Source organism: Streptococcus marmotae (genome assembly GCF_001623565.1).
Classification (GTDB): domain Bacteria; phylum Bacillota; class Bacilli; order Lactobacillales; family Streptococcaceae; genus Streptococcus; species Streptococcus marmotae.
The window spans coordinates 1,077,152-1,098,855 of record NZ_CP015196.1 but is presented as its reverse complement, the minus strand read 5'-3'; the positions used below and the strand labels follow the sequence as shown (position 1 = coordinate 1,098,855).

18 protein-coding genes and 1 pseudogene are annotated in these 21,704 nt (G+C 39.8%); 3 read left to right on the top strand and 16 right to left on the bottom strand.

What is annotated here, in order from left to right; all coding sequences use genetic code 11:
- Positions 1–163: 163 nt before the first annotated feature.
- The 6 genes from A4H00_RS05680 to A4H00_RS05655 all read right to left on the bottom strand — a co-directional run bounded on the left by A4H00_RS05680 (position 164) and on the right by A4H00_RS05655 (position 6,888).
- Positions 164–2,020, bottom strand: a complete 1,857-nt coding sequence (locus tag A4H00_RS05680) for a proline--tRNA ligase (RefSeq protein WP_067088072.1) — start codon at positions 2,018–2,020, stop codon at positions 164–166.
- A gap of 29 nt (positions 2,021–2,049) precedes the next feature.
- On the bottom strand, positions 2,050–3,309 hold the full coding sequence (locus tag A4H00_RS05675) for a M50 family metallopeptidase (RefSeq protein WP_067088070.1): 1,260 nt from the start codon (positions 3,307–3,309) through the stop codon (positions 2,050–2,052).
- 9 nt (positions 3,310–3,318) lie between these two features.
- The gene (locus A4H00_RS05670) at positions 3,319–4,125 is read right to left on the bottom strand and encodes a phosphatidate cytidylyltransferase (RefSeq protein WP_067088068.1); all 807 of its coding nucleotides are present in this window, start codon (positions 4,123–4,125) and stop codon (positions 3,319–3,321) included.
- An 11-nt stretch (positions 4,126–4,136) separates the two neighbouring features.
- Entirely contained in the window at positions 4,137–4,892 is a 756-nt protein-coding gene (locus tag A4H00_RS05665) for an isoprenyl transferase (protein WP_067088066.1), read from the bottom strand.
- 891 nt (positions 4,893–5,783) lie between these two features.
- A complete protein-coding gene (gene yajC / locus A4H00_RS05660; RefSeq protein ID WP_067088064.1) occupies positions 5,784–6,092 on the bottom strand; it encodes a preprotein translocase subunit YajC in 309 nt (102 codons plus the stop codon).
- 238 nt (positions 6,093–6,330) lie between these two features.
- The gene (locus tag A4H00_RS05655; protein ID WP_067088062.1) at positions 6,331–6,888 is read right to left on the bottom strand and encodes a TetR/AcrR family transcriptional regulator; all 558 of its coding nucleotides are present in this window, start codon (positions 6,886–6,888) and stop codon (positions 6,331–6,333) included.
- Positions 6,889–7,005: 117 nt separating this feature from the next.
- On the opposite strand from A4H00_RS05655, the gene A4H00_RS05650 reads away from it, so the two are divergent.
- Positions 7,006–7,986 (top strand): NAD(P)H-dependent flavin oxidoreductase, encoded by a 981-nt coding sequence (locus A4H00_RS05650; RefSeq protein ID WP_067088060.1) that lies wholly within the window; start codon positions 7,006–7,008, stop codon positions 7,984–7,986.
- Positions 7,986–9,317 carry an NtaA/DmoA family FMN-dependent monooxygenase gene (locus A4H00_RS05645; RefSeq protein WP_206281838.1) on the top strand — a complete coding sequence of 444 codons (1,332 nt, stop codon included), beginning with the start codon at positions 7,986–7,988 and terminating at the stop codon, positions 9,315–9,317. The genes A4H00_RS05650 and A4H00_RS05645 overlap by 1 nt, the downstream gene beginning before the upstream one ends.
- A gap of 542 nt (positions 9,318–9,859) precedes the next feature.
- On the opposite strand, the gene A4H00_RS05640 is transcribed toward A4H00_RS05645, so the two are convergent.
- Positions 9,860–11,146: an adenylosuccinate synthase gene (locus tag A4H00_RS05640; protein WP_067088056.1), complete on the bottom strand. Its 1,287-nt coding sequence runs from the start codon at positions 11,144–11,146 to the stop codon at positions 9,860–9,862.
- A 289-nt stretch (positions 11,147–11,435) separates the two neighbouring features.
- On the opposite strand from A4H00_RS05640, the gene A4H00_RS05630 reads away from it, so the two are divergent.
- Positions 11,436–12,692, top strand: a complete 1,257-nt coding sequence (locus A4H00_RS05630; RefSeq protein ID WP_067087650.1) for an ISL3 family transposase — start codon at positions 11,436–11,438, stop codon at positions 12,690–12,692.
- A gap of 8 nt (positions 12,693–12,700) precedes the next feature.
- On the opposite strand, the gene A4H00_RS05625 is transcribed toward A4H00_RS05630, so the two are convergent.
- The 9 genes and pseudogenes from A4H00_RS05625 to A4H00_RS05580 form a co-directional block, all read right to left on the bottom strand.
- A complete protein-coding gene (locus A4H00_RS05625; RefSeq protein ID WP_082815594.1) occupies positions 12,701–14,461 on the bottom strand; it encodes an IS1182 family transposase in 1,761 nt (586 codons plus the stop codon).
- Positions 14,462–14,862: 401 nt separating this feature from the next.
- A complete protein-coding gene (locus tag A4H00_RS05620; RefSeq protein WP_067088052.1) occupies positions 14,863–15,756 on the bottom strand; it encodes a DUF7916 family protein in 894 nt (297 codons plus the stop codon).
- A pseudogene (locus A4H00_RS12100) lies at positions 15,753–16,921 on the bottom strand (PTS sugar transporter subunit IIC). Before A4H00_RS12100 ends, A4H00_RS05620 begins: the two are co-directional and overlap by 4 nt.
- 104 nt (positions 16,922–17,025) lie before the next feature.
- Positions 17,026–17,328, bottom strand: coding sequence for a PTS sugar transporter subunit IIB (locus tag A4H00_RS05605; protein WP_067088048.1), 303 nt, complete (start codon positions 17,326–17,328; stop codon positions 17,026–17,028).
- Positions 17,325–17,654: a PTS sugar transporter subunit IIA gene (locus A4H00_RS05600; protein WP_067088047.1), complete on the bottom strand. Its 330-nt coding sequence runs from the start codon at positions 17,652–17,654 to the stop codon at positions 17,325–17,327. Before A4H00_RS05600 ends, A4H00_RS05605 begins: the two co-directional genes overlap by 4 nt.
- Entirely contained in the window at positions 17,647–19,440 is a 1,794-nt protein-coding gene (locus A4H00_RS05595) for a BglG family transcription antiterminator (protein WP_067088045.1), read from the bottom strand. Before A4H00_RS05595 ends, A4H00_RS05600 begins: the two co-directional genes overlap by 8 nt.
- Positions 19,441–20,452: 1,012 nt before the next feature.
- On the bottom strand, positions 20,453–20,677 hold the full coding sequence (locus A4H00_RS05590) for a hypothetical protein (RefSeq protein ID WP_067088044.1): 225 nt from the start codon (positions 20,675–20,677) through the stop codon (positions 20,453–20,455).
- Positions 20,678–20,798: 121 nt separating this feature from the next.
- On the bottom strand, positions 20,799–21,161 hold the full coding sequence (locus A4H00_RS05585; RefSeq protein WP_067088042.1) for a DUF1304 domain-containing protein: 363 nt from the start codon (positions 21,159–21,161) through the stop codon (positions 20,799–20,801).
- Positions 21,162–21,176: 15 nt separating this feature from the next.
- Positions 21,177–21,611: a MarR family winged helix-turn-helix transcriptional regulator gene (locus A4H00_RS05580; protein ID WP_067088041.1), complete on the bottom strand. Its 435-nt coding sequence runs from the start codon at positions 21,609–21,611 to the stop codon at positions 21,177–21,179.
- Positions 21,612–21,704: the final 93 nt, after the last annotated feature.

Here is a 21,704-nt window from a genome sequence, read left to right as displayed (position 1 = left end):
GCTGTCCAACTCTGATATCATCCACTGATTTTACAGTTTATAAAAGTTCGTCACGAATACAACGAGCTACAGCATAAAAGACTTAAAACCGCTGTTTTAAGTCTTTTTACAATATTGCATATAATACTCTGTTAAATCAGAGCCTTTCTATCCTAGCAACTTCTTACTTATTTGCTAAGATTTGGAGGGTTTCCAGTAATTGATTCACATGAATTTCGACCGTATCACCTGTTCCCTTGATTTTCACTTCAATAATGCCTTCTACTGCTTTTTTACCAACTGTTACACGAATTGGCAAACCAATCAAGTCACTATCTGAAAATTTCACACCGACACGCTCATTGCGGTCGTCCGTTAAAACTTCATAACCAGCTGCTACCAAACTGTCCTCAATTGATTGTGTCAAGCTCATTGCTGCTTCATCTTTGACATTTACCGGAATCAAGTGCACATCAAATGGTGCTAATTCTTTCGGGAAGTTAATGCCCCAAGCAAAGCGGTATTCTCCTTTTGGTGTTTTATTGACAAACAAACGAGCATGCTGTTCTAAGACAGCTGACAAGAGGCGGCTAACTCCGATACCATAGCAACCCATAATGATTGGTACTGCACGACCATTTTCATCTAAAATTGTTGCGTTCATGCTGTCTGAATAGCGCGTTCCCAATTTAAAGATATGGCCGATTTCAATTCCACGAGCAAACTGCAAGAATCCTTTTCCATCTGGTGAAGGTTCGCCTTCTTTCACCTCACGAATATCTACATATTCACTAACTTGATAGTCACGACCCGCATTGGCACCTGTATAATGGAAGCCATCTTCATTGGCACCAACTACCGCATTTTTCAAGCCTTCGACCTTACGATCCGCAATAATTTTCACCGTTTCAGGAAGGCCTACTGGTCCCAATGAACCAAATGATGCTCCAAAGATTTCAACAGCTTGTTCTGGCGTTGCGACATCAAAGAAATCCGCTCCTAAGTGATTTTTTAATTTGACATCATTGACTTGGTCATTGCCAACCAGCAAAGCGACAACCGGTTCACCATCTGCCATAAAGAGCATGGTTTTAATGGTTTGTTCTTCTGGAAGATTTAAGAAGGCAGCCACTTCATCAATGGTTTTACTATCAGGTGTTGCAACCTTGACCAATTCTTCTTCGGCTACAACGACATGACGGGGCTTGTATTCACTCGTTGCCATTTCGAGATTGGCGGCGTAGCCTGAATCACTCGAATACACAATCGTATCTTCTCCTGATACCAACCAAGCTGCTAATTCTTCCTTGATTGCCGCTAGAACTTCTTCAGGAATCTCATCAAAAGAAGCCACAGACTTATCCAATACCACCCAGCGGTCAAGATCTGTACGGTCTGGAGTAATAGCCATAAATTCTTGGCTATCCTTACCACCCATGGCACCACCATCACCAATGATTGCCTTAAATTCTAACCCTGCACGAGTAAAAATAGCTTCATAAGCAGACTTATAATCATCATAAGTCTGATCCAAACTATCATAGCTTGCATGGAAGCTGTAACCATCTTTCATGATAAATTCACGGCCACGAAGCAGACCATTACGTGGGCGTTTTTCATCACGGTACTTAGGCTGAATTTGATAGATATTCAAGGGCAACTGCTTATAAGATTGCACCGCATCGCGGGCCAACAAGGTCACCGTTTCCTCATGAGTAGGACCCAAAATAAAATCTGAACCCTCGCGATTTTTTAACTTGTAAAGGTCATCACCATACGTATCATAACGACCTGATTCACGCCAGATGTCAGCTGATAAAAGGGCTGGGGCTAAAAATTCTACCGCACCAATCTTGTCAAATTCTTGACGCATGATGTTTTTAGCTTTTTCAATCACACGATTAGCTAGTGGTAAATAACTGTAAATCCCTGCCGATACCTGACGAACATAGCCTGCACGTACCATTAAAGCATGGCTAATCACCTGCGCATCAGAAGGCATTTCCCGCAAGGTTGGGATAATCATTTTTGATTGTTTCATATTGTTTTTCTCTCCTTACATTTTATCTTTTAGAAAAAGACACGTAAAATATCATTCCAAGTCACTGCAATCATAAGAATCACCATCACTGCAACACCAGCCAGAGTAATATAGGACTCTGTTTCTTGTTTGAGGGGCTTTCTACGAATCGCTTCAATGATATTGATGACAATTTTTCCACCATCAAGGGCAGGAATCGGAATCAAGTTAAAGATTCCTAAGTTAATGGATAGCATGGCCAGCAAGCGTAAAACATCACCCCAGCCACTATCTGCTGCTTGTGAGCTGATTTGGTAGATAGCAACTGGTCCACCTAATTTATTCAAATCAAATTGGGAAATAATATTTTTTAAAGCCTTCACAATCAATAAACTAGTTGAAAGTGTTTCCTTGAATCCACCGATTACTTTATCAACAAAACCTGTCTTTAAAATCGGTGAAATACCAAGATAATACCGACCATCTTGCTCTTTTGTCGTGACATCAAGCGTTTTTTTCTCTCCCTCATGACTGAGTTCTACTGTTAGAGTCGGCGCTGATTTGGCATCTTGACTCGCCTTAGCGATAGCACGAGCAATTTCATCATAATCACTCACCTTTTCACCATTAATGGCAAGAATTTGATCGCCTGTAACAACACCAGCCTGCTGAATGGCACCACCTTCTGTCACTGTCACCTGATTACTCGTACCATCTGGCACTCCCCCTTGTAGGAAGAAAAAGAGGACAAAGGCAACAAATCCTAAGATGAAATTATTCATCGGACCTGCAAAATTAGTGATTAATCGCCCCCAGACAGAGGCATTTTGATACTGAACATCAAGTGGCGCAATGCGCACTTCTGTACCGTCTTCCTCAATAATGGTCGCATCATGATCTACTGGAAATGTCTTACTCTCTTCTAAGACTAAACCTGTTATGGTAAGTTTTTCTTCAAAATCATAGAAGGTCACATTCATGGGAAGACTAGTATCGTCTAAGAGCTTGTTGGACAGATTGATACGGGTCACCACTCCTTCTGCGTTGACAGTGAGCGAAACAGGGGTCCCTGTCTTTATTTCTGTCTTGTCTTCACCCCAGCCGGCCATGCGGACGTAGCCTCCCAAGGGCAAGATGCGAATGGTATAAGCCGTGCCGTCTGCTCCAATATGGGAAAAGATTTTCGGTCCCATTCCAATTGCAAATTCCCGTACGAGAATCCCTGACTTCTTGGCAAAATAGAAGTGGCCAAATTCATGGACAACAACAATCACACCAAAGATAAAAATAAATGCTAAAATTCCCTTCATTATTTCTCCTTAGAATAATCCAAAAAAGTGCATGATCGGAAAGACAAAAATCAAACTATCAAACCGATCTAAAATACCACCATGACCCGGAATGACTCTCCCAGAATCCTTGACCCCAAATCGACGTTTTATCGCACTTTCTACTAAATCTCCAAACTGAGCAGAGATAGAAAATAAGATGACTAAAAATAGCATCGCTACAAATGAGTAGCCCGCTGTTACTGTCTTGTTCACCAAAATGAAAATCATGGCGACAATCACCGCAGAAGCAATACCACCAAGACTGCCTTCTACTGTTTTATTTGGCGAGACTTTTGGCATGAGCTTGCGCCTTCCCATCTGACTACCAATCAAATAGGCTCCAATATCTGTCGCCCAGACGATAAATAAGGCAAACAAGACCTTTTCAAGACTATCCATGCGAGCCAATATCAGATGATGAAACCCAATTCCAACATAGAAACTAGAGGCAATCGGAAAGGTAACTTCTGCATACGAATAGTAATCGATATTCAAGACCGTCGTTCCTAATAGACAGAAAACCACAATGGCATAGGCTGCATAGTTCCCGTCTGTTGGTAGAAAGGGGATATAATTTTCTAACGGCAAGGTCAAGACAAGACTACCCAACATGGCAAGTATGCCCTCAATCGAATTTGGCAACAATCCATGCATTTTGATTAACTCGGCAGTTGCAATCATGGCTAGAAGACCAGTAAACAATTGAAAAGGAACTCCACCTTTCAGTAAAAACGGAATAAAAATAGCTAGCGCAATTCCGCCGAAAATGACTCGTTTCTGTAAATCCTTTGACATATCTTCTCCTCTTAGATACCACCGAAACGTCTGTGGCGTCTGTTGTATTCTTTAATCGCTTCATGAAGCGCCCGTTCATCAAAATCTGGCCAAGCTATATCTGTAAAGTACAATTCACTATAAGCTGTTTGCCAAGGTAAAAAATTACTCAAGCGTAGCTCACCACTCGTCCGAATGACTAAATCTGGATCGCGTAAAGTATAGGGTAGAGTATTGGTATAGAGGTAGCCAGAAATCAATCGTTCATCGATATCACCTGGATTAAATTTCGTATCAAGCACAGCTTGAGCAATTTCTTTTACCGCATGGGTCAATTCATCACGGCCACCGTAGTTCAAGGCAAAATTCAAAATCAAACCTGTATTATGCTTGGTTTTTTGAATCGCTTTTTCAAGAGCTATTTTGGTGTCTTCAGGCAGGCGTGCTTGATCGCCAATCATCTGGATTTTTACGTTATTGGCATGCAAATCAGGTACATACTTATCATAAAATTCGACGGGCAAGTTCATAATGAATTTGACTTCTTTTTCTGGTCGTGTCCAATTCTCTGTTGAAAAGGCATAGACCGTCAAGACCTTGACCCCCATATCAGAGGCCGATTTGGTCACTCTTTGTAAAGCATCCATTCCTGCCTTATGCCCCATGACACGTGGCTGCAGTCGCTTTTTCGCCCAGCGACCATTTCCATCCATGATAATGGCAATATGCTTAGGAACCTGAATAGCTGTTTCAATCGTTTCTTTTTTCTTAAATGGAAAGCGGAACATGTTTCATCCTCACAGTATAATCATTTCATTATACCACATTTTGATAAAAATGCGAAAGTGCTAGGATTTAAGCCACGCCAAGCGCATGAAGAAAATTTTTCCAAATTATTTTTAAAATATGATTTTTCATTCTGAAATATTGAAAACCAAGACCCGCAATTGCTGAAAACGAAACTTTCATGTAGTGTTAAAGGATGAAAAACTAGAGAATTTCTCGAAAATCCTTCGAATTTTTTAAAATAAGGTTATCAAAGTAGGTGTTTTGCTGTTTTCACAACTTTTTCAATGAATGATTTTCTTCATGCGTCTGTCGTGCACCTATATTCTTCACTCCTTTCTTTTTCAAACGTGATATAATACAGTTGGCACTAACGATATCACCTTAGCAAAGGAGGTACCGCTTATGTGCGATTTCATCATATTTTTACTTACCGCAACCGTTGACGCCATCGTCAGCTGGTTGGTGGCTCGCTGGTTAGACGACCACTTCGGCAAGTAATCACAGTTAGTGTCTTCTAACCCACAACAAAAGCCCCTAGATTGCTGGAACAGTCTAGGGGCTTTGTGTAGCACTAATCTTAGTGCGATTTCATCTTCTCCTATATTATCCCACATACGAATGATGTTGTCAACAAAATCGTCAGATAAACCACGCTGTACGCATGAAAACTTTCTCTTTATCCTTTTGTGCCCTGACATCAATTTTGAAAAGATAGCTTTTTAAATCAATAAGCGTAGTCACCTCATATATAATGTACTACTTTGATTGATTTTGTCATGATGAATCTAGTTTTCTGAAAGCAAGCGTTTCTTCATGCGTTTGACGTGGTTAAACACTGGAATTACCTTATACCAAAACAAAAAAGCACCCTTAGATGCCTTATTGTTCGATTATTCCTCTGTCACAGCTGTTTCTTCTATAACTGCTTCTTCAGCAACTGTTTCAACAGCAACTGCTTGGCTGACACGACCACGAATAGCTGAACGTTCAAATGTCAAATAGACACCATCAACATCCAATACCACTTTCTGCTCGTTAATCTCATCCACGATTCCATACAAACCACCGATGGTCACAATCTCGTCGCCTTTTTTAATTTGGCTCAAGGCTTCCAAACGATTTTTTTGTTGTTTTCGTTGAGAAAAAATCATAAAGCCTAGCATAGCCACCATCAATAGTGGAAATAATAATTGACCCATAGTATCACTCCTTTTCAAATATACTTCATTATACCAAAAGATTCCATAAAAGAAAAGCCACCGGATTGGGTGACTTCTATTACGGAGAATAATATGAAAAATATAGGTGCTTATCAAATAAAGTTAGGAGGTTCTTATTTGATGGTAGTAGTATAATACGTCAAACTTAAACAAAACTAAAATACTCCCTCAAGTTCTGAAGTTAGCATGCCAAATTTTCTCGCCAAACGATAGCCATTTAATCTGAAACAACCATCATTTGTCCTAAAATACTGAATAATGTTTCTTGAGCTTCTTCCAAACTAAAACTCGTTTCTAAGAGCCAATAATTGACAAAGGCAGCAACTCCTCCCGAGAAAACATGAATATAAGAGATATGAGGTGGTGCAATAACTTCTTTACTACCTTGCAGATTGGCAGAAAGGAGCATCTCTTGAAAGGCGGCAGAAAAGATAGCTGGCTGACTGGTCAACAATTGATAAATGACAAAGCGATGGTCTTCAACTGCCCGAAGAATATTATCCAAAAACAAGCGACGTTCAGCTATCGAAATGCTGGCTAAGTCTTTGGCAAGCGGTTTACAAGCCTCTTCAATCGCTAGCAAAATCTCTTTTAGCATATTCTCATAGAGATGCTCTTTGGTTTCATAATGTTGATAAAAGGCATTACGCGATACTTGGGCGACTGCGCAGATTTCCTTGACAGAAATTTTAGCGATGTCTTTCGTTTGGAGCAAGTCTAAAAAGGCTTTTTGGAGAGCTAATTCCGTTTTTTGGAACCGTAAATCTTGTTTCAATAGGACAATCCTTTCTTTTGTGTCTGTTAAGTGACAGATTGGCAAAAATTGTCAATTGACTACCTTAAATGACACATGTACTATATAAACTATAACAGAAAGAAAGCGAGAAGACAAATGGCAAATCGTGTTACTGAAATATTAGGAATTGAAAAACCGATTATTCAAGGACCTTTAGCGTGGCTGACGAATGGAGCCTACGCTGGTGCAGTGAGTGCAGCAGGCGGACTAGGTGTTCTAGGGATTAGTGCAGGACAAACCGTCGCTGCAACAACGGTGGAAGAAACTGTGGAAAATATGCGTCGCGAAATTCGCATTGCCCGTCAAATTACAGACAAACCTCTCGGGCTCAATGTCGCACCAAGTCATCCTTCGAAGGATATTTTTACACAACCCATGATGGATTTAATGGCCGAAGAAGGTGTTGAGGTTGCCGTTATGGTTGGAGAATTCTCGGCCGAATGGACCAAGAGATTTCACGACAAAGGAATTAAGGTTGTCTTTCGAGCGGCCACTCCAACAGTTGAAAATACAGAAGAAGCCATTCAAGGTGGTGCAGATATTATCGTTGCGACTGGTTTTGATGAAGGCGGAACCGTACCTGAAAAGGCAATTGGCACATTTTCAATTGTTCCTATGATTGTGGATGCCGCAAAAGGGCGTGTTCCAGTCATGGCGGCCGGTGGTATTGCCGATGCACGAACTGCCAAAGCAGCCTTTGCTTTAGGAGCAGAAGGACTCTTTGTCGGAACCGCCTTTATGATGTCTGAAGAATCTATCCTCGCACAAAACATCAAAGAGCAAGCCTTGGCTGCAAACGCTTCTGATCTCTTGCTCTATCGTACCGTACCAGCCTACTACCGCTCCTTACCAGGCGCTATTCCCAATAAACTGCTTGAAATGAGTCAAGCTGGTGCTAGTGAGGAAGAAATTTTTGAGATGCAAGGCGCCTATAATGGAATGCGCGATGGTATGTTATTTGGGGATTTGACCAAGGGATTTGCTTCCTTTGGACTAGGAATTTCCATGATTGATACGATTGAACCTGTTTCTGTCATCATGGATAAGCTCATGTCTGGAATTGAGGAGTTAGTATAATGAATAGGAAAAAACAAATGAAAATTGTCTTGCAAATGGTATCTGGCTATGGCGGCGAGTTTAAAACATGGCGTCTGCCAGAAGCCAAAGAAGACGCCTATACAGACATGGATTTCTATATTGAAATGGCACAGTTAGCAGAAAAAGGCAAACTCCATGCCCTCTTTATGGCAGACACTCCTGCTCTTGTCAATGATTTGACACATGATACGCCCATGCATTCCATGGATCCGCTGATTGCCATGACTTCTGTTGCTCGAGCAACCAAGCATATCGGCCTAGTCGGGACCTTTTCAACAACCTTTAACGAACCCTATAACCTTGCCCGTCACCTCAAAGCATTAGATGTAATCAGTCATGGACGAGTTGGTTGGAATGCGGTCACCACTTCTACACCGGCAACAGCTGCGAATTTTGGAACCCAGCTAAAATCTACACAGGAGCGTTATGGCAGAGCTCACGAGATGATTGAAGCTGTTCAAGGACTTTGGGGTTCTTGGGAAAAAGGAGCCTACATCCACGATAAACAAGCTGGGCAATTTGCTGATATGGGGCGAATTAAACCTCTTAACTACCAAGGTGACTACATTCAGACCAAGGGTCCCCTTCCTATTCCACCATCTGAACAGGGACAACCACCCATTTTCCAAGCAGGACCTAGTCCAGAAGGCATTCGGCTAGCAGGACGATTTGCTTCTGGTGTCTATGCCAATCCTTTCACTATTGAAGAATCTCGTAAATACCGAAATATACTGAGAGAAAGTGCCATCGCTCATGGGCGTTCTGCAGACGACATCAATGTCTTTACAGGCTTTATGTTTACCATTGCAGATAGTAAGGAAGAAGCACTTGCTCGGCGTAGAAGAGTGTTAGAATTTGACAAGGAAGAATTAGTACATCGTCTATCCTATCTCGGAGCCATGGTCGGCTTGAATTTCCAAGGCATCGATCCCTATCAACCTCTTCCTGACAGTTGGTTAAAGCTCGCTCGGACTAATCCACACGATCCTCGTTCTCCACGTGCCTTAGCGGTGCTAAAAGAAGGCTATTCTCCAGTCGATACACTGGCACACGGAGTCATCAACTACCACCCAGTCGTTGTCGGAACTGCCAAAGATGTAGCTGACTTCTTGCAAGAATGGTTTGAAGCAGGAGCAACAGACGGATTTTCCATTGTACCCGATTTAGCTCATGATGGCGTGCGTGCCTTTGTCGAACAAGTCGTACCCATCCTTCAAAAACGAGGCCTCTTCCATAAAGACTATGAAAGCTCCACTCTTCGCGACCTCCTCGGTGTGCCTTATCAATACGGCATACGAACAGAAGAATAACGAAAAATAGAAGTCCATTTAAAAATGAACTTCTATTTTTTATATTGTCAAGAGCATGATGCAAAATCCCAGCTTGAAGAAAAAGTCTTTTTATTGCCACCATCCTTATGTGCTTTCGGACATCAGCGACTTCCTTCGGGCTAAAATAATCTAGTGGATTATTTTAGCCCGATCCCAGAAACAAAGGAGCGAGGATAATCGATTTCAACGAAATCACGACTTCTGTCTCACTCCCACTTTTAGCACGGCGGTGGTGGCGGTATTGTGCTCGCTACGCTCGCAAATTTTCTAACCTTAAAACTACAGAAAATGAAATATCATTGTAATGTTTTTCTGAATTATGAGATTTGTCTACATTCTGAAACTACCTGTCAGTAGTTCCTATCTCCCGATTGAAATAGTCCCCCGGACCTTATCAAGCGGAGGATTTGTTACCACAAATCCTTATTTCCAACCTAAAAAGGTGCACTGCACCTTGTTAAGAAGAAAATTCGCCTCCGCGAATTTCTATCTTCAACCTAAAACAACCCGTCAGGGTTGTTTTAGCCCCATACGCTTTCCAAGATATTGGTTTGTTCGCGGCCTGGGCCGACTGAGAAGGTTGAGATGCGAACGCCAACGAGTTCGCTGACGCGACGGACATAGTTCCGTGCATTTTCTGGGAGTTCTTCTAGGCTGCGTGCCCCTGTAATATCCTCAGACCAACCTGGTAATTCTTCATAAATTGGTTTGCAACGTTTGAGTTCTTCTAGACTTGCTGGATAGTGGTCAATCCGTTGTCCGTCTAAATCATAGGCGACACAGATTTTTACCGTTTCAAGACCTGAAAGAACATCGATTGAATTTAAAGAAAGGTTTGTAATACCTGATACACGACGGCTATGGCGCATAACGACTGAGTCAAACCAACCGACACGGCGTGGACGACCTGTAGTTGTACCATACTCATGCCCCACTTCACGAATGCGGTCTCCAATTTCATCGAATAATTCCGTTGGGAATGGTCCGTCACCTACACGGCTAGTATAAGCTTTACATACCCCAACTACCTTATCAATCTTGCTTGGACCAACACCTGAACCAATGGTTACACCACCTGCAACTGGGTTTGATGAGGTTACAAACGGATAGGTTCCTTGGTCAATATCAAGCATAACACCTTGTGCTCCCTCAAAGAGAACCCGTTTACCTTGGTCGAGGGCATCATTCAAAATCACCGAAGTATCCGTCACATATTGCTTGATTTGCTGACCGTATTCGTAGTATTCTTCAAAAATTTCGTCAAATGCAATCGCTGTGCTATCATACAATTTCTCAAACAAGCGATTTTTTTCTGCCAAATTACGCTCCAAACGCTCTCTAAAAATCTCACGGTCTAAGAGGTCTGCAATGCGGATTCCCACACGCGCAGCCTTGTCCATATAGGCAGGACCAATCCCTTTAATGGTTGTTCCGATTTTATTGTCACCTTTGGCTTCTTCCTGCAATTGGTCCAACTTGATATGATAAGGCAAGATAACATGGGCACGGTCTGAAATCCGAAGATTATCTGTTGTCACGCCCTCTTCATGCAAGTAGTTCAATTCCTTGACTAAGGATTTTGGATTGACCACCATACCGTTTCCGATTACAGAGATTTTTTCTGGGAAGAAAATACCTGATGGAATCAAGTGCAATTTGTATTTTTTACCGTCAATCACGATAGTATGACCTGCATTGTCACCACCTTGGTAGCGTGCAATCACTTCTGCATTAGCAGACAAGAAGTCGGTGATTTTTCCTTTACCTTCGTCCCCCCACTGGGTTCCTACAACAACAACTGATGTCATATCTTTACTTATTTACAGCAGAGAAAGCTCTGCTTCCTTTCTTCACGCACGGCAGGACTCTCACCTGCTAGTTTCTCTTACAATTCATTATAGCCGATTTTAACGATTTTTTCAAGATTCGACCCAGTATTGTCCGTGAAAGGTCGATTATCATCTTGAAAAATGGGCTCTATAATATCTGTAGTGGGTACGCCCGCCACAGAGATTATGGAGCCTTTTAGAGTGTAGAAAAAAAGTCCCATATGACCTATAATGAAAAGCGACAAAAATATCATTTAGAAAGACTCATATGGAACAACTAAATCTTATCACAAATTTTCTCAAAATGAAAGACAAAAATATCACTATCACTAATGAATGCGACATGGGAACACACTTAGAACTCCACGGTCGCTTGGATTACACAGCCCCTAAATGCCCTTCCTGCAAGGGACAAATGGCTAAGTACGACTTCCAGAAAGCCTCTAAAATCCCCTACTTAGAAACTGCTGGCTACCCGCTACTTATCCGCCTTCGAAAGCGTCGTTTCAAGTGCAAGGAATGTGGGAAAATGGCGGTCGCTGAAACTCCTATTGTTAAGAAAAACCATCAAATCTCTGTCGATGTCAACCAGAAAATCGCACAATTACTCATCGAAAAGCAAGCAATGACACATATCGCACACAGACTCTCCATTTCTACATCTACAGTTATTCGAAAACTCAATGAGTTTAAATTTGAAACGGATTGGGATAAGCTTCCAGAAGTCATGTCCTGGGATGAGTATGCCTTCAAGAAAGGGAAAATGAGCTTTATCGCTCAAGATTTTGACACAAATAACATCATCGCTATCCTTGATGGAAGAACGCAAGCAACCATCCGAAATCACTTTCTGAGATACCCTAGACAGGTCAGAAACCGCGTTAAAATCATCATTATGGACATGTTTAGCCCCTATTATGTCCTCGCTAAGAAGCTTTTTCCGAATGCCAAAATAGTGCTTGATCGCTTCCACATTTTGCAACATCTCAGCCGTGCTATGAACCGTCTCAGCATACAAATCATGAAGCAATTCGACAGAAAATCGCATGAATACAAAACGCTCAAACGATACTGGAAACTGGTACAACAAGATAGCCGTAAACTCAGTGACAAGCGGTTTTACCGCCCTACATTTCGCATGCACTTAACCAACCAGGAGATTGTCGCTAAACTGATAGGCTATTCTCAAGAACTGAGAGAACACTACGAGCTCTATCAACTACTGCTTTTTCACTTCCAGGAGAAGCAAGCTGACCAGTTTTTTGGACTTATCCAAGACGCTCGGCAGACTGTCGACCCGATTTTCCAGACCGTATTTAATACCTTTTTGAAGGACAAGGATAAGATTCTCAACGCCATGGAATTGCCTTACTCAAATGCCAAACTTGAGGCGACGAATAATCTCATCAAAGTCATCAAACGCAATGCCTTTGGCTTTCGAAACTTTGAAAACTTTAAAAAGCGGATTTTCATTGCTTTAAACATAAAACGAGAGAAGACCAATTTGGTCCTCTCTAGGTGTTAGCTTTTCATCTACCCACTACAGTTGACAAAGAGCCGAAAAATGCTGCAATAGTTTGTAAAATCTGAACGATTCCTTTTTGGCACCATATAAAAAATCGAGGCTGGGCAAAAACTAGCCAGTAAATAAAAAACACATATAGATTCAAGCTGATTTTGATGAAATCCTGCCGAACTATTTGTGTTTTTATTTTTGTCTCTATTATATTGGACTAATTTCTTAGCCAATTTCGTGAGATTCATGCTCATTAGGAGGAATCCTATCTCAGTTTCAACCACTTTTTGACCTCTGACATGCACTCTGCGTACGCCAAAAACACCCTTCATCCTACCAAATACAGGTTCGACATCCACCTTGCGTTTGGCATAAATGCGGGCTCCCTCTTTACTTGTCAATTCCTCTTTGGCTAAGTTCTTGAAATAGTTCCACGTAGGATTATACTGAATTTGTTTGAGGTTTCCTTTCTCTGTCCGTGCTAATTGGTCTAACTCTTCACTAGCTTGTACAGGATCAGCTTCGTAAATCTTACTATCTTTCTCAAATCCATACTTTTCCGTTCTTCGTGAATAATTCTTAAACGAGTAGACAACTCCATCTGGTTTTATCCACTGGTCAGAATCTTCTAGGTAAGTCCAGTTTTCAGGATTGGCATCACTCTTCTTGTAGCTTTTCTTCTGCTCTTTCTGATATGTTCCGTAGGGAATTAGAGGCGTTTTCTCCAGAACATCAACGATAAAGCTGTAATTTTCTTCACTACCATAACCTGCATCCGCAACAATGTGTTGAAAGAGTTCTAAGGTTTGGATGGATTGAAGAAAAGGTTTGAGTGTACGAGTGTCAGTTGGATTCGGATACAATCCGTAAGCTAAGGCAAACTGGCTATTTGTACCAAGTTGAAGGTTGTAACCAGGTTTGAGCTGACCATTCCTCATATGATCCTCTTTCATCCTCATAAACGTCGCATCAGGATCTGTTTTAGAATAGGAATTTCGCTCTTGTAAAATCTGTTTATCTCGTTCGTACTTTTGTTTCCGAACAAGAAAATCCTCTTTCAACTTTCTCTTGAGTTTCTTAATTCTTCTTCGTTTCTGTCTGTTAGCCGATCCACCTTTACTGACTTTAGGCTCTTGTGAGATAGCATTTTCCAACTCATCTAGTACTTGTTCGGTCTCTTGTAGGAGTTGGTTTAGTCCTTCGCTAGTGAGACATTCTTCCTTGGACAAGGCAGTATCCACCCCTTCTTGGACTAGCTTGTCATAGAGGGCAGAAATGTTTCCATTCAAGGCATCTTCATAGCGCTCAACGGCCTTTTTCCACGTGAAAGAATACTTGTTGGCATCAGCTTCTACCTTAGTCCCGTCAATGAAGAGAGCTTTATCTTCAATCAATCCATTCTCTCTGAGGAGGAGAGTAAAGTAGATGAAAGCAGTTTTGATAAGCTGGTTGGCGTGTGTAGAGGCCCGAAAACTATTTATGGTTCGATAACAGACGTAGGTATCTTGACTCAGCCATTTCATAGGAATGACTTCCTCATTCATTTGGACAATTTTTCTACCAGAGAAAACTTGGCGAGCATAGGCGAACAGGGTCATTTTGAGCAACATCGCTGGATGAAAGGCAGGACGACCTGTGTGGGAAGTTTCTTCTAGGAGAACGGATTGAGGAATAGTATCCACAAACTGACTAATCAGACGTGCCTCATGTGTAGCAGGTAAGTCCCAAGCGATATTTAATTCCAAACTAAGCTGATTTGTGTTATACTGTTTATACATTTTCATGCCTTTCTAGTTGTTTTGTGGTTATTATAATTATAAAGCATGAAATGGAAAACGAGCAACTCCTAATTGGAATGGCTCGTTTTTTATATATGAGCAGCTAGTTTTTGCCCAGCCTCGATTGAGAGAAATAGCTATCCAAATATCCTAGCAGTTAGCTTCATATAAGCAGTTCCTAAATCATGTAGATTTATTCAAAATAAATTTAAGATAAGCAGTGATAATGTTATCATAATGAAGAATAAGATTTGCTAGCACCTGACCAGCTTATCTAACCGTAAGCACATCCCTACCTTCCAAGACAAGCACTGAGCATTCTAGCTTAATCTTTAAATGAAGAAATGTAATCCATTCAAATTTCTCTTCTAAGCACTGCCGTACTTCTATGTTTTTATGCTCTAACGAGCATTTGATGTACAAATCATTTTAAGAGTATGCTTTCTTCCACGAACCACTTTGGACAATTCAAATATATTTTCAAACGGTGAGACACCACCTTCGCCTGCATCTCCAATATGATGAATATCAAATCCCACCATTTTATTATATAAACCAATTTGTCTAATAGTTTCAACATCGGATGTCTCTTGACTAGTTCCTAATCCTCCCATTGTTAAAACATCATATTTTTTTAATCTTCTAATAATATTATAGCAGACATCAACGGTACTACCAGGAACTGTTCCTGGTGAAGGTAGCAGAATGACATCCGCTCCCGCTTTTGCAAAAGATTCAAGCGCATCGATATCATATATCGGATCCTTAGAACCTGCACCATGCATTTTCCCAGCAATAATCATTCCACGAAAACTATCTTTCGCTAGTTGAATTGCATCGATAATAGACTGGTTTGTCACTCCTGTTCCAGGGTTTCCCGTAATGCAAACAAAATCAACTCCTAGATTATTTAAACTATTTAAAGTTTCTATACTAACTTGTCGACCTTTTACTATGTCTATTCTTTCTTCAAGCATTTTCGCCCGACTATCTACAGGTTCTAGATTCACTCCAATTGGCCTACCTATTAGTTCTTTCAGACGCTGAATAGGTTGCTCCATATTATCCAGTCCATTAATCACCGGATGAAAAGCATCAAAAGTATTTAATAGAATTAAATCTGCACCCGCAGCTCTAGAAATTTCGGCATTCGTAATTGCCGGTATTGCTGGCATACAAGATACCACAGTCTCTGATACAATCACGCGCCCCTCACTGGCTCGGATCGCTGCAATTAACTCCTCTCTGGACATTTGCATAAAATCCGAGGCAGTACAATTTAATAAACGTTTCATTTATTCACTCCCTCTAGTAAATCCTCTTCTTTCTTCATCCGATTATCAAGCCGCTTGATAAATGGGTAGTAGATTAAGAAAGCTATTAAGATATTAACGATTTGTAAAATCGAACCGCTAATATGACCGCCTGTAGACAAATAGCCACTAATAATCGGCGGAGTCGCCCATGGAATTAATACACCTACTGTTTTATGCACAAGTCCCGTAGCCATGGCTATATAAGAAATACTTCCTGTTATCAACGGTGCTACTATGAAAGGAATAGCCAAATCAAGACTAAGAACAATCGGAAAACCAAAGAGCATTGGTTCATTAACAGAGAACCAGTCTGGCACAAAAGCCATCTTCCCAAGTGCTTTATTTTGCTTACTTTTAGCAAAGAAAAATAAGAAAATTGCCAACCCCAGTGTTGCACCGCTACCACCTACCCAGGCAAAATTATCTAAAAATGGTTTTGTTACAATAAATGGTAATTCTTCTCCTGCCTGCCAAGCAACACGATTAGCATCAGTATTGATAAACCAAATCGGATCCATAATGCTGCTCACCAATTGACCACCATGTACCCCAAACAACCACACTACCGAATTAAACAAAATTGCCATGAGTGCGCCAACAAAACTATTACTCGCATACTTCAAAGGTTCTGCTAAAAGAGTGAGCATCACTTGAAACACATCACTAAATCCTGCTGCTTTTATCATTAAATCTAATCCAATGAAAAACAAAATGACAATAAAACCTGGGATGAGAGAGGTAAATGAACGCGCAACTGCTGGGGAACAGATTCAGGCATTTTAATAACAATATTTCTTTGAATAAGAATCCGGAAAATTTCGCCCGTCAATAATCCTACGACAATAGCAACAAATAACCCCCTACTACCAAAATAACCAAAACTAATCATTCCCTCACTACTTGGTATCAACATCAAATAAGCTGCTAAGGCAATAATTCCTGCACTTGTCCCATCTGTTTTATATATATCTGCCAATTTTTTAGCTATACCAAAAACAGCAACCAATGCCATAATCCCAAATGTCGCATTGATAACGGTTCCTAAATAGCCCATTGCTCCCACAGACGTAAGATAGGATTCCCATGCCGGCACTGGAAAGCTTTGGATGATGACAAAGATACTTCCAATTAAAATAAGGGGCATCGATAGTACCATTCCATCTCGAATGGCTAGTAAATGTTTCTGCTTACCTACTTTGTAAGCTAATTCTTCCATTTTTTCAACAAAGGTCATGATAAATCTCCTCCTTACTTATCTAACAATGATAATGCAAACTCCAAAACCTTCCCCCCATTTAGAGTTCCGTAATCTCTCATAGGAATGACACCTAGCGGTATACCATTTGCGAGTGGCTCAATCTCTCCTCTTAAAAATTTAATTTGTGGACCCAGCAGTAGGACGTCGGCAGCATTAATGTGCTGTTCTACCTCATCAACAGAAACAGCCCATATCTTTGAATCAATATTTCTTTCAGTAGCAGCATGTTGCATCTTCGTTACTAACAAACTTGTAGACATGCCAGCTGAACAACATAGTAAAATATTTGTCATAATTTACCTCCTAAATATGTTAATTTTTTACCAATTTCTAAAAATGCGCCAAATAAATCCTTAATAGTCAGTGTCGTCATCAAATGATCTTGAGAATGAATCAATAGTAGACTAAAAGTTGTATACTCCCCCACACTTTCTTTTACCATCATGTCCGTCTGCGCATTATGGGCAAGTACTAATTCCCCTTTCCCGAGTTTTGCCAATTCAAGAGCCTCCTCAATCTTTCCTTCTTGAGCAACAGATATTGCCTGTAGATAATATCCTCTAGCTTCTCCTGAATGCATGATAATGTCCATAATTGTTGCTAAGTATTTTTCATCCATTCCGTTTACTCCTTTCTATCTTGAGTAAGAGTGATTCAAACGTTTTAAAGTCTGCATTTTCTAAGAATTTTTCTAATAAGCTATCTTCCAAAAACAAAGTAGATAAGCTATCATAAATAAGCATATTCGATTTAGAAATCGAAGGTAGAGAAGCAATTATAATTAATTGAATTTCTGAAAAATCCCACTTGATTGGAGAAGAAAGCACAGTTACTGCTAGATAGTGATTGCCTACACTTGAGCTTTCCTTTCTACCTGCAGGATGAAGAAATGCAACGTGATTCCCTAATTGTGTCGACCCCATCTGATACCTATTCAGAACTTTTTCAGTAATAGTATCTCCTGTCAATTCTTGAATATTGCTACATATTTTTATTATTACTTCCTCGGGAGTCAGTCTATCTGTTATTCTAAAAAATAATTTTTGATTCAAGAGTTGGGAAAATGATAGCTCTTCCTCCGCTTCCAGAATATTACGGATGAGTTGTTCATCATTTGGCTTCAAGAAATAGGGAACAAATCTAATCTTATCCTCATCAACTTGCGTAGAGAAGTCAAATGAACCAGTTGTAAAGATATAGTCATACCCTTGCAAGTTTAATTTGTCTATATCGTAAGGATGGCAAATTGTCATTTTTTCAACAAACTTCCCAAATAAATGCTGGTAGGTTAACTCTAAGTATTGATGACTACTTGAGCCAATATCAGACAGAATTAACACATTCTTCTTCATTTTTTCAAGTCTTGAAGTAATTAAAGCAAAGGTAATTGCTAAAAAACCTAGCTCATCTTCTGTCAATGATAATTGCAGTGGGTCAAAAAGCCATGTTGCAAAAAAACGAGCCATATTATATTCTAACGTTAGATTTTTCTGAATATCTGAAAGCAAGGGATTCTTTACCATAACACGATTATCCAGTCGAATCTTTAAAGCAGTAAGATGATTTGTAATTTTGGTTGTTAGATGAGAATCTTCTAGAAAATCTAATCCAAATGTTTCCTCTAAGATTCTTAAGCCGTCTAACACTTGCACAATAAAACGACTTTCCCCAGAATTCTTTTTGCAATGATAGATATAATTGGTAATAAATACTAAATCAAGTGATGATAATTGCCACTGAAACTTATAATTTAAATCTACTAATTCTTTATCTGGTAAATAGATTTCATCTAGTTGACGCAGTTTATAATTTCGAGAAATACTAATAGCAATCAAATCTTTTATATTCTGCACGCTGACTGTGCTAATTTCATACGAATGTAAATACCTATTGATACTACTCTCTTCTTCTTTATTAAAGTAATATTTTTCTTCCCACTTTTTATACAATAAAAATTTACGTAATCCAACTTCCTCTCCGACCAGATGAAGACCATAATGCGGTCTGCTATTTATCTGTAAATCAAATTCCTTTAACTCTTTTTTCAATAATTTAATATCCGTTGAAATCGTACGTTGATTAACGTAGCACATATCAGCAAGTACTGAAATCTTGACGTATTCATTCACTAAAAACGACTTGATGATAATATTTTGTCGTCTAACAATCTCATCATTCTGATTTTGTTGTACTAAAAATTGCATAAAACGGTTATTATCTTGAATCTCTAATTTATAGCCAGATCCTGGTTTAGAATAAATATGAACTACCCCTTTTAATTCCTCATTCAAGTTTCTCATCATATTTTGAATGGTACGAGTGCTTTTCTGTAATTTTTGGGAGAGTGATATCGCAGTTAAATATTTTTCTTCACTGAGCAAGTACAATAACTGTCGTTTAGTCATGATTCTCTCCTTTCTCTATTTTTATTATACTAGCATTTCTACCATTTTCCATGAATACTTACTACAAGTGATATAGAAATACCTTTGCATGGAAAACGACAACTTATTAGCTTTGTTTGGAACTTACATCAACTTACAAACAGTGCTGCCGCAAATCAACTCCGTTCTTAATTTAAACGGATTCCCACGATTACGATAAGGTTATACCATAACTGGTATTCACACCACCATAAAATCTTAAAAAAAAATGATTTTGCTGATCCAAGTTCTTAGTTTTATGGCTTTTTTCGCATGTTGTTCCCATGGCTTTAGTATATCACTTTTGAATTGCCGAACAAGTCCATTTTAAACATAGTCATAGTAAATCCACAGATTTCTTTTACGTAATAAATTTTGCATAGTCTAGCATATCATCAAACCATGCTTTAACAAACTAATTTCCTCTCTTTGAAATCTCCGTAATCAGTTACTTTTACAATATTATAACACCTTAAAAGATTCGACAGCTGCACCACATGACAGAAACAATTATTCCTTTGAACAAATCAACACAAGGAAAACCACCCAATCATTTGATTGAGAGGCTGCTAGTACTATATAAAACCAACATCTGATTAGACAACGAAACCACAGATAGTGGAAACTATTTGAACTTGGAAACGAGGGTAGGAAAGCACTAGAATGATTAAACAAGGGACTTCACTCTCTTATTTCTAAGCTCAAGTTTTAACAGTTACTCTCCTGACTGTTGATACACACAGTTGAGTTACTAATTGCTACAATGCTTTCACTAGCAATATAGAAAAGATTGAATGGATAAAATATTTTATAAGCCTTATCGGATTATTATTCCTCTATTCGCTAGCAAGACTCCCTTTGTTCCACAAAGGGAGTGATTCCAACTTTGATCTTTGCTGCTACCAGGTGTATCTGTAAACAGCTTGTTACTCTGGCTAGTCATACCTACCGGAATAAATTCAAGTACCCCCTGCATCACCACCATATACACCGCCTAAGGCAACTGCCTAAATACTACTGGTTGAGTACTATCTTTCGTCTCACTGACAGAAGCAGTGCTACTTGTAGTTGACTTGGATTGGCTACTAGATACAAATGATTTAACCATAGATGAGCGAGAGTAACCATCGCTTTTTTGATGACGAATAAGCTGGTAAGATACACACTTTGCCAAAGCTACCATTGATACTGTCTTTACTGTTTTATGATTTACTTTCATAACATTCTTCTCCTCTACTTCTATCTCTATACCGATAGACAAGGATTTCATCAGTATGTTATCTGAACCTACCTTCGTTCAGCAAAAAAAAAAAAAAAAAAACGAAGAAAAAATCTTCGTCTCATCTCAATAGCAAAATACTCAAAAGAGCTAAAATAGCTGGGCCACCTTGTTTGAGGAGAATAGACTTATTAGAGGTTGCAGCTCCATAAAGGGCAGCGCCAATCACATACAGGACAAAAATCGTAACGATTTCCAAGCTGTGTGAAATGAAAATCCCGTAGAGAAGAAAAATTGCTAACAAGCCATTGTAAATGCCTTGATTTTTAAAGAGAACCGTCACAGAGGGGCGAGCTAGCTCATCTTTAGCCATATTGAAGGTCTGACTAGTCTTGTCAGATGTAGTAGCGATGGTTTCTAAATAAAAAATATAGAGGTGCTCAAGGGCAACAAGAGTTGCTAAAATAGTCGTAATCAGGGACATAGGATTTCCTTCTTTCTAATCTTTTTCAATAGCAAGATTTTCCAAACCAACAACCAGCTTATCCAGCAAGGTTTGAAGGGTGATACTTTCCTCCTCGGAGAGAACCCCTTCCATTTGCTCTTTTACGGCCAAGTGATGACTGGGCGGTGCAGCGATGAGCTGTTCTTTGGCAAAATCCGTCACATCAACCAGAATTTCACGCTGATTTTTGGGATTGCGAGTCCTGGTCACATAACCCTTTTCTTCTAAAATCTTAAAATGCCGAGTCAGGGCTGCCTGATCGATTTTTAGAGCGTTCTGAACCTGAATCTGGTTACAGGGCGCCTCTTTTAACAAGACCTGCAATAGCTCGTAGCGTGTCAAACTGATGCCCAAGCCTTTTTCAAACAACTGAGTCACCGCTTGATCCGTTACATGAAGCTGGTAGAGAATGTGATGGATGGCTGTCATGCTATTTCCTTTTTATAATTGACTTGTCAATCATTGACTAGTCAATTATAAACCGCCGAAAAGAAAAAATCAAGCTATTTGCTTGAAATTTTC

Coding starts and splice junctions, on each gene's coding strand:
- A4H00_RS05680 (WP_067088072.1), bottom strand. CDS start 2,020: ATGAAACAATCAAAAATGATTATCCCAACCTTGCGGGAAATGCCTTCT.
- A4H00_RS05675 (WP_067088070.1), bottom strand. CDS start 3,309: ATGAAGGGAATTTTAGCATTTATTTTTATCTTTGGTGTGATTGTTGTT.
- A4H00_RS05670 (WP_067088068.1), bottom strand. CDS start 4,125: ATGTCAAAGGATTTACAGAAACGAGTCATTTTCGGCGGAATTGCGCTA.
- A4H00_RS05665 (WP_067088066.1), bottom strand. CDS start 4,892: ATGTTCCGCTTTCCATTTAAGAAAAAAGAAACGATTGAAACAGCTATT.
- yajC (WP_067088064.1), bottom strand. CDS start 6,092: ATGGGTCAATTATTATTTCCACTATTGATGGTGGCTATGCTAGGCTTT.
- A4H00_RS05650 (WP_067088060.1), top strand. CDS start 7,006: ATGGCAAATCGTGTTACTGAAATATTAGGAATTGAAAAACCGATTATT.
- A4H00_RS05645 (WP_206281838.1), top strand. CDS start 7,986: ATGAATAGGAAAAAACAAATGAAAATTGTCTTGCAAATGGTATCTGGC.
- A4H00_RS05640 (WP_067088056.1), bottom strand. CDS start 11,146: ATGACATCAGTTGTTGTTGTAGGAACCCAGTGGGGGGACGAAGGTAAA.
- A4H00_RS05630 (WP_067087650.1), top strand. CDS start 11,436: ATGGAACAACTAAATCTTATCACAAATTTTCTCAAAATGAAAGACAAA.
- A4H00_RS05625 (WP_082815594.1), bottom strand. CDS start 14,461: ATGTATAAACAGTATAACACAAATCAGCTTAGTTTGGAATTAAATATC.
- A4H00_RS05620 (WP_067088052.1), bottom strand. CDS start 15,756: ATGAAACGTTTATTAAATTGTACTGCCTCGGATTTTATGCAAATGTCC.
- A4H00_RS05605 (WP_067088048.1), bottom strand. CDS start 17,328: ATGACAAATATTTTACTATGTTGTTCAGCTGGCATGTCTACAAGTTTG.
- A4H00_RS05600 (WP_067088047.1), bottom strand. CDS start 17,654: ATGGATGAAAAATACTTAGCAACAATTATGGACATTATCATGCATTCA.
- A4H00_RS05595 (WP_067088045.1), bottom strand. CDS start 19,440: ATGACTAAACGACAGTTATTGTACTTGCTCAGTGAAGAAAAATATTTA.
- A4H00_RS05590 (WP_067088044.1), bottom strand. CDS start 20,677: ATGAAAGTAAATCATAAAACAGTAAAGACAGTATCAATGGTAGCTTTG.
- A4H00_RS05585 (WP_067088042.1), bottom strand. CDS start 21,161: ATGTCCCTGATTACGACTATTTTAGCAACTCTTGTTGCCCTTGAGCAC.
- A4H00_RS05580 (WP_067088041.1), bottom strand. CDS start 21,611: ATGACAGCCATCCATCACATTCTCTACCAGCTTCATGTAACGGATCAA.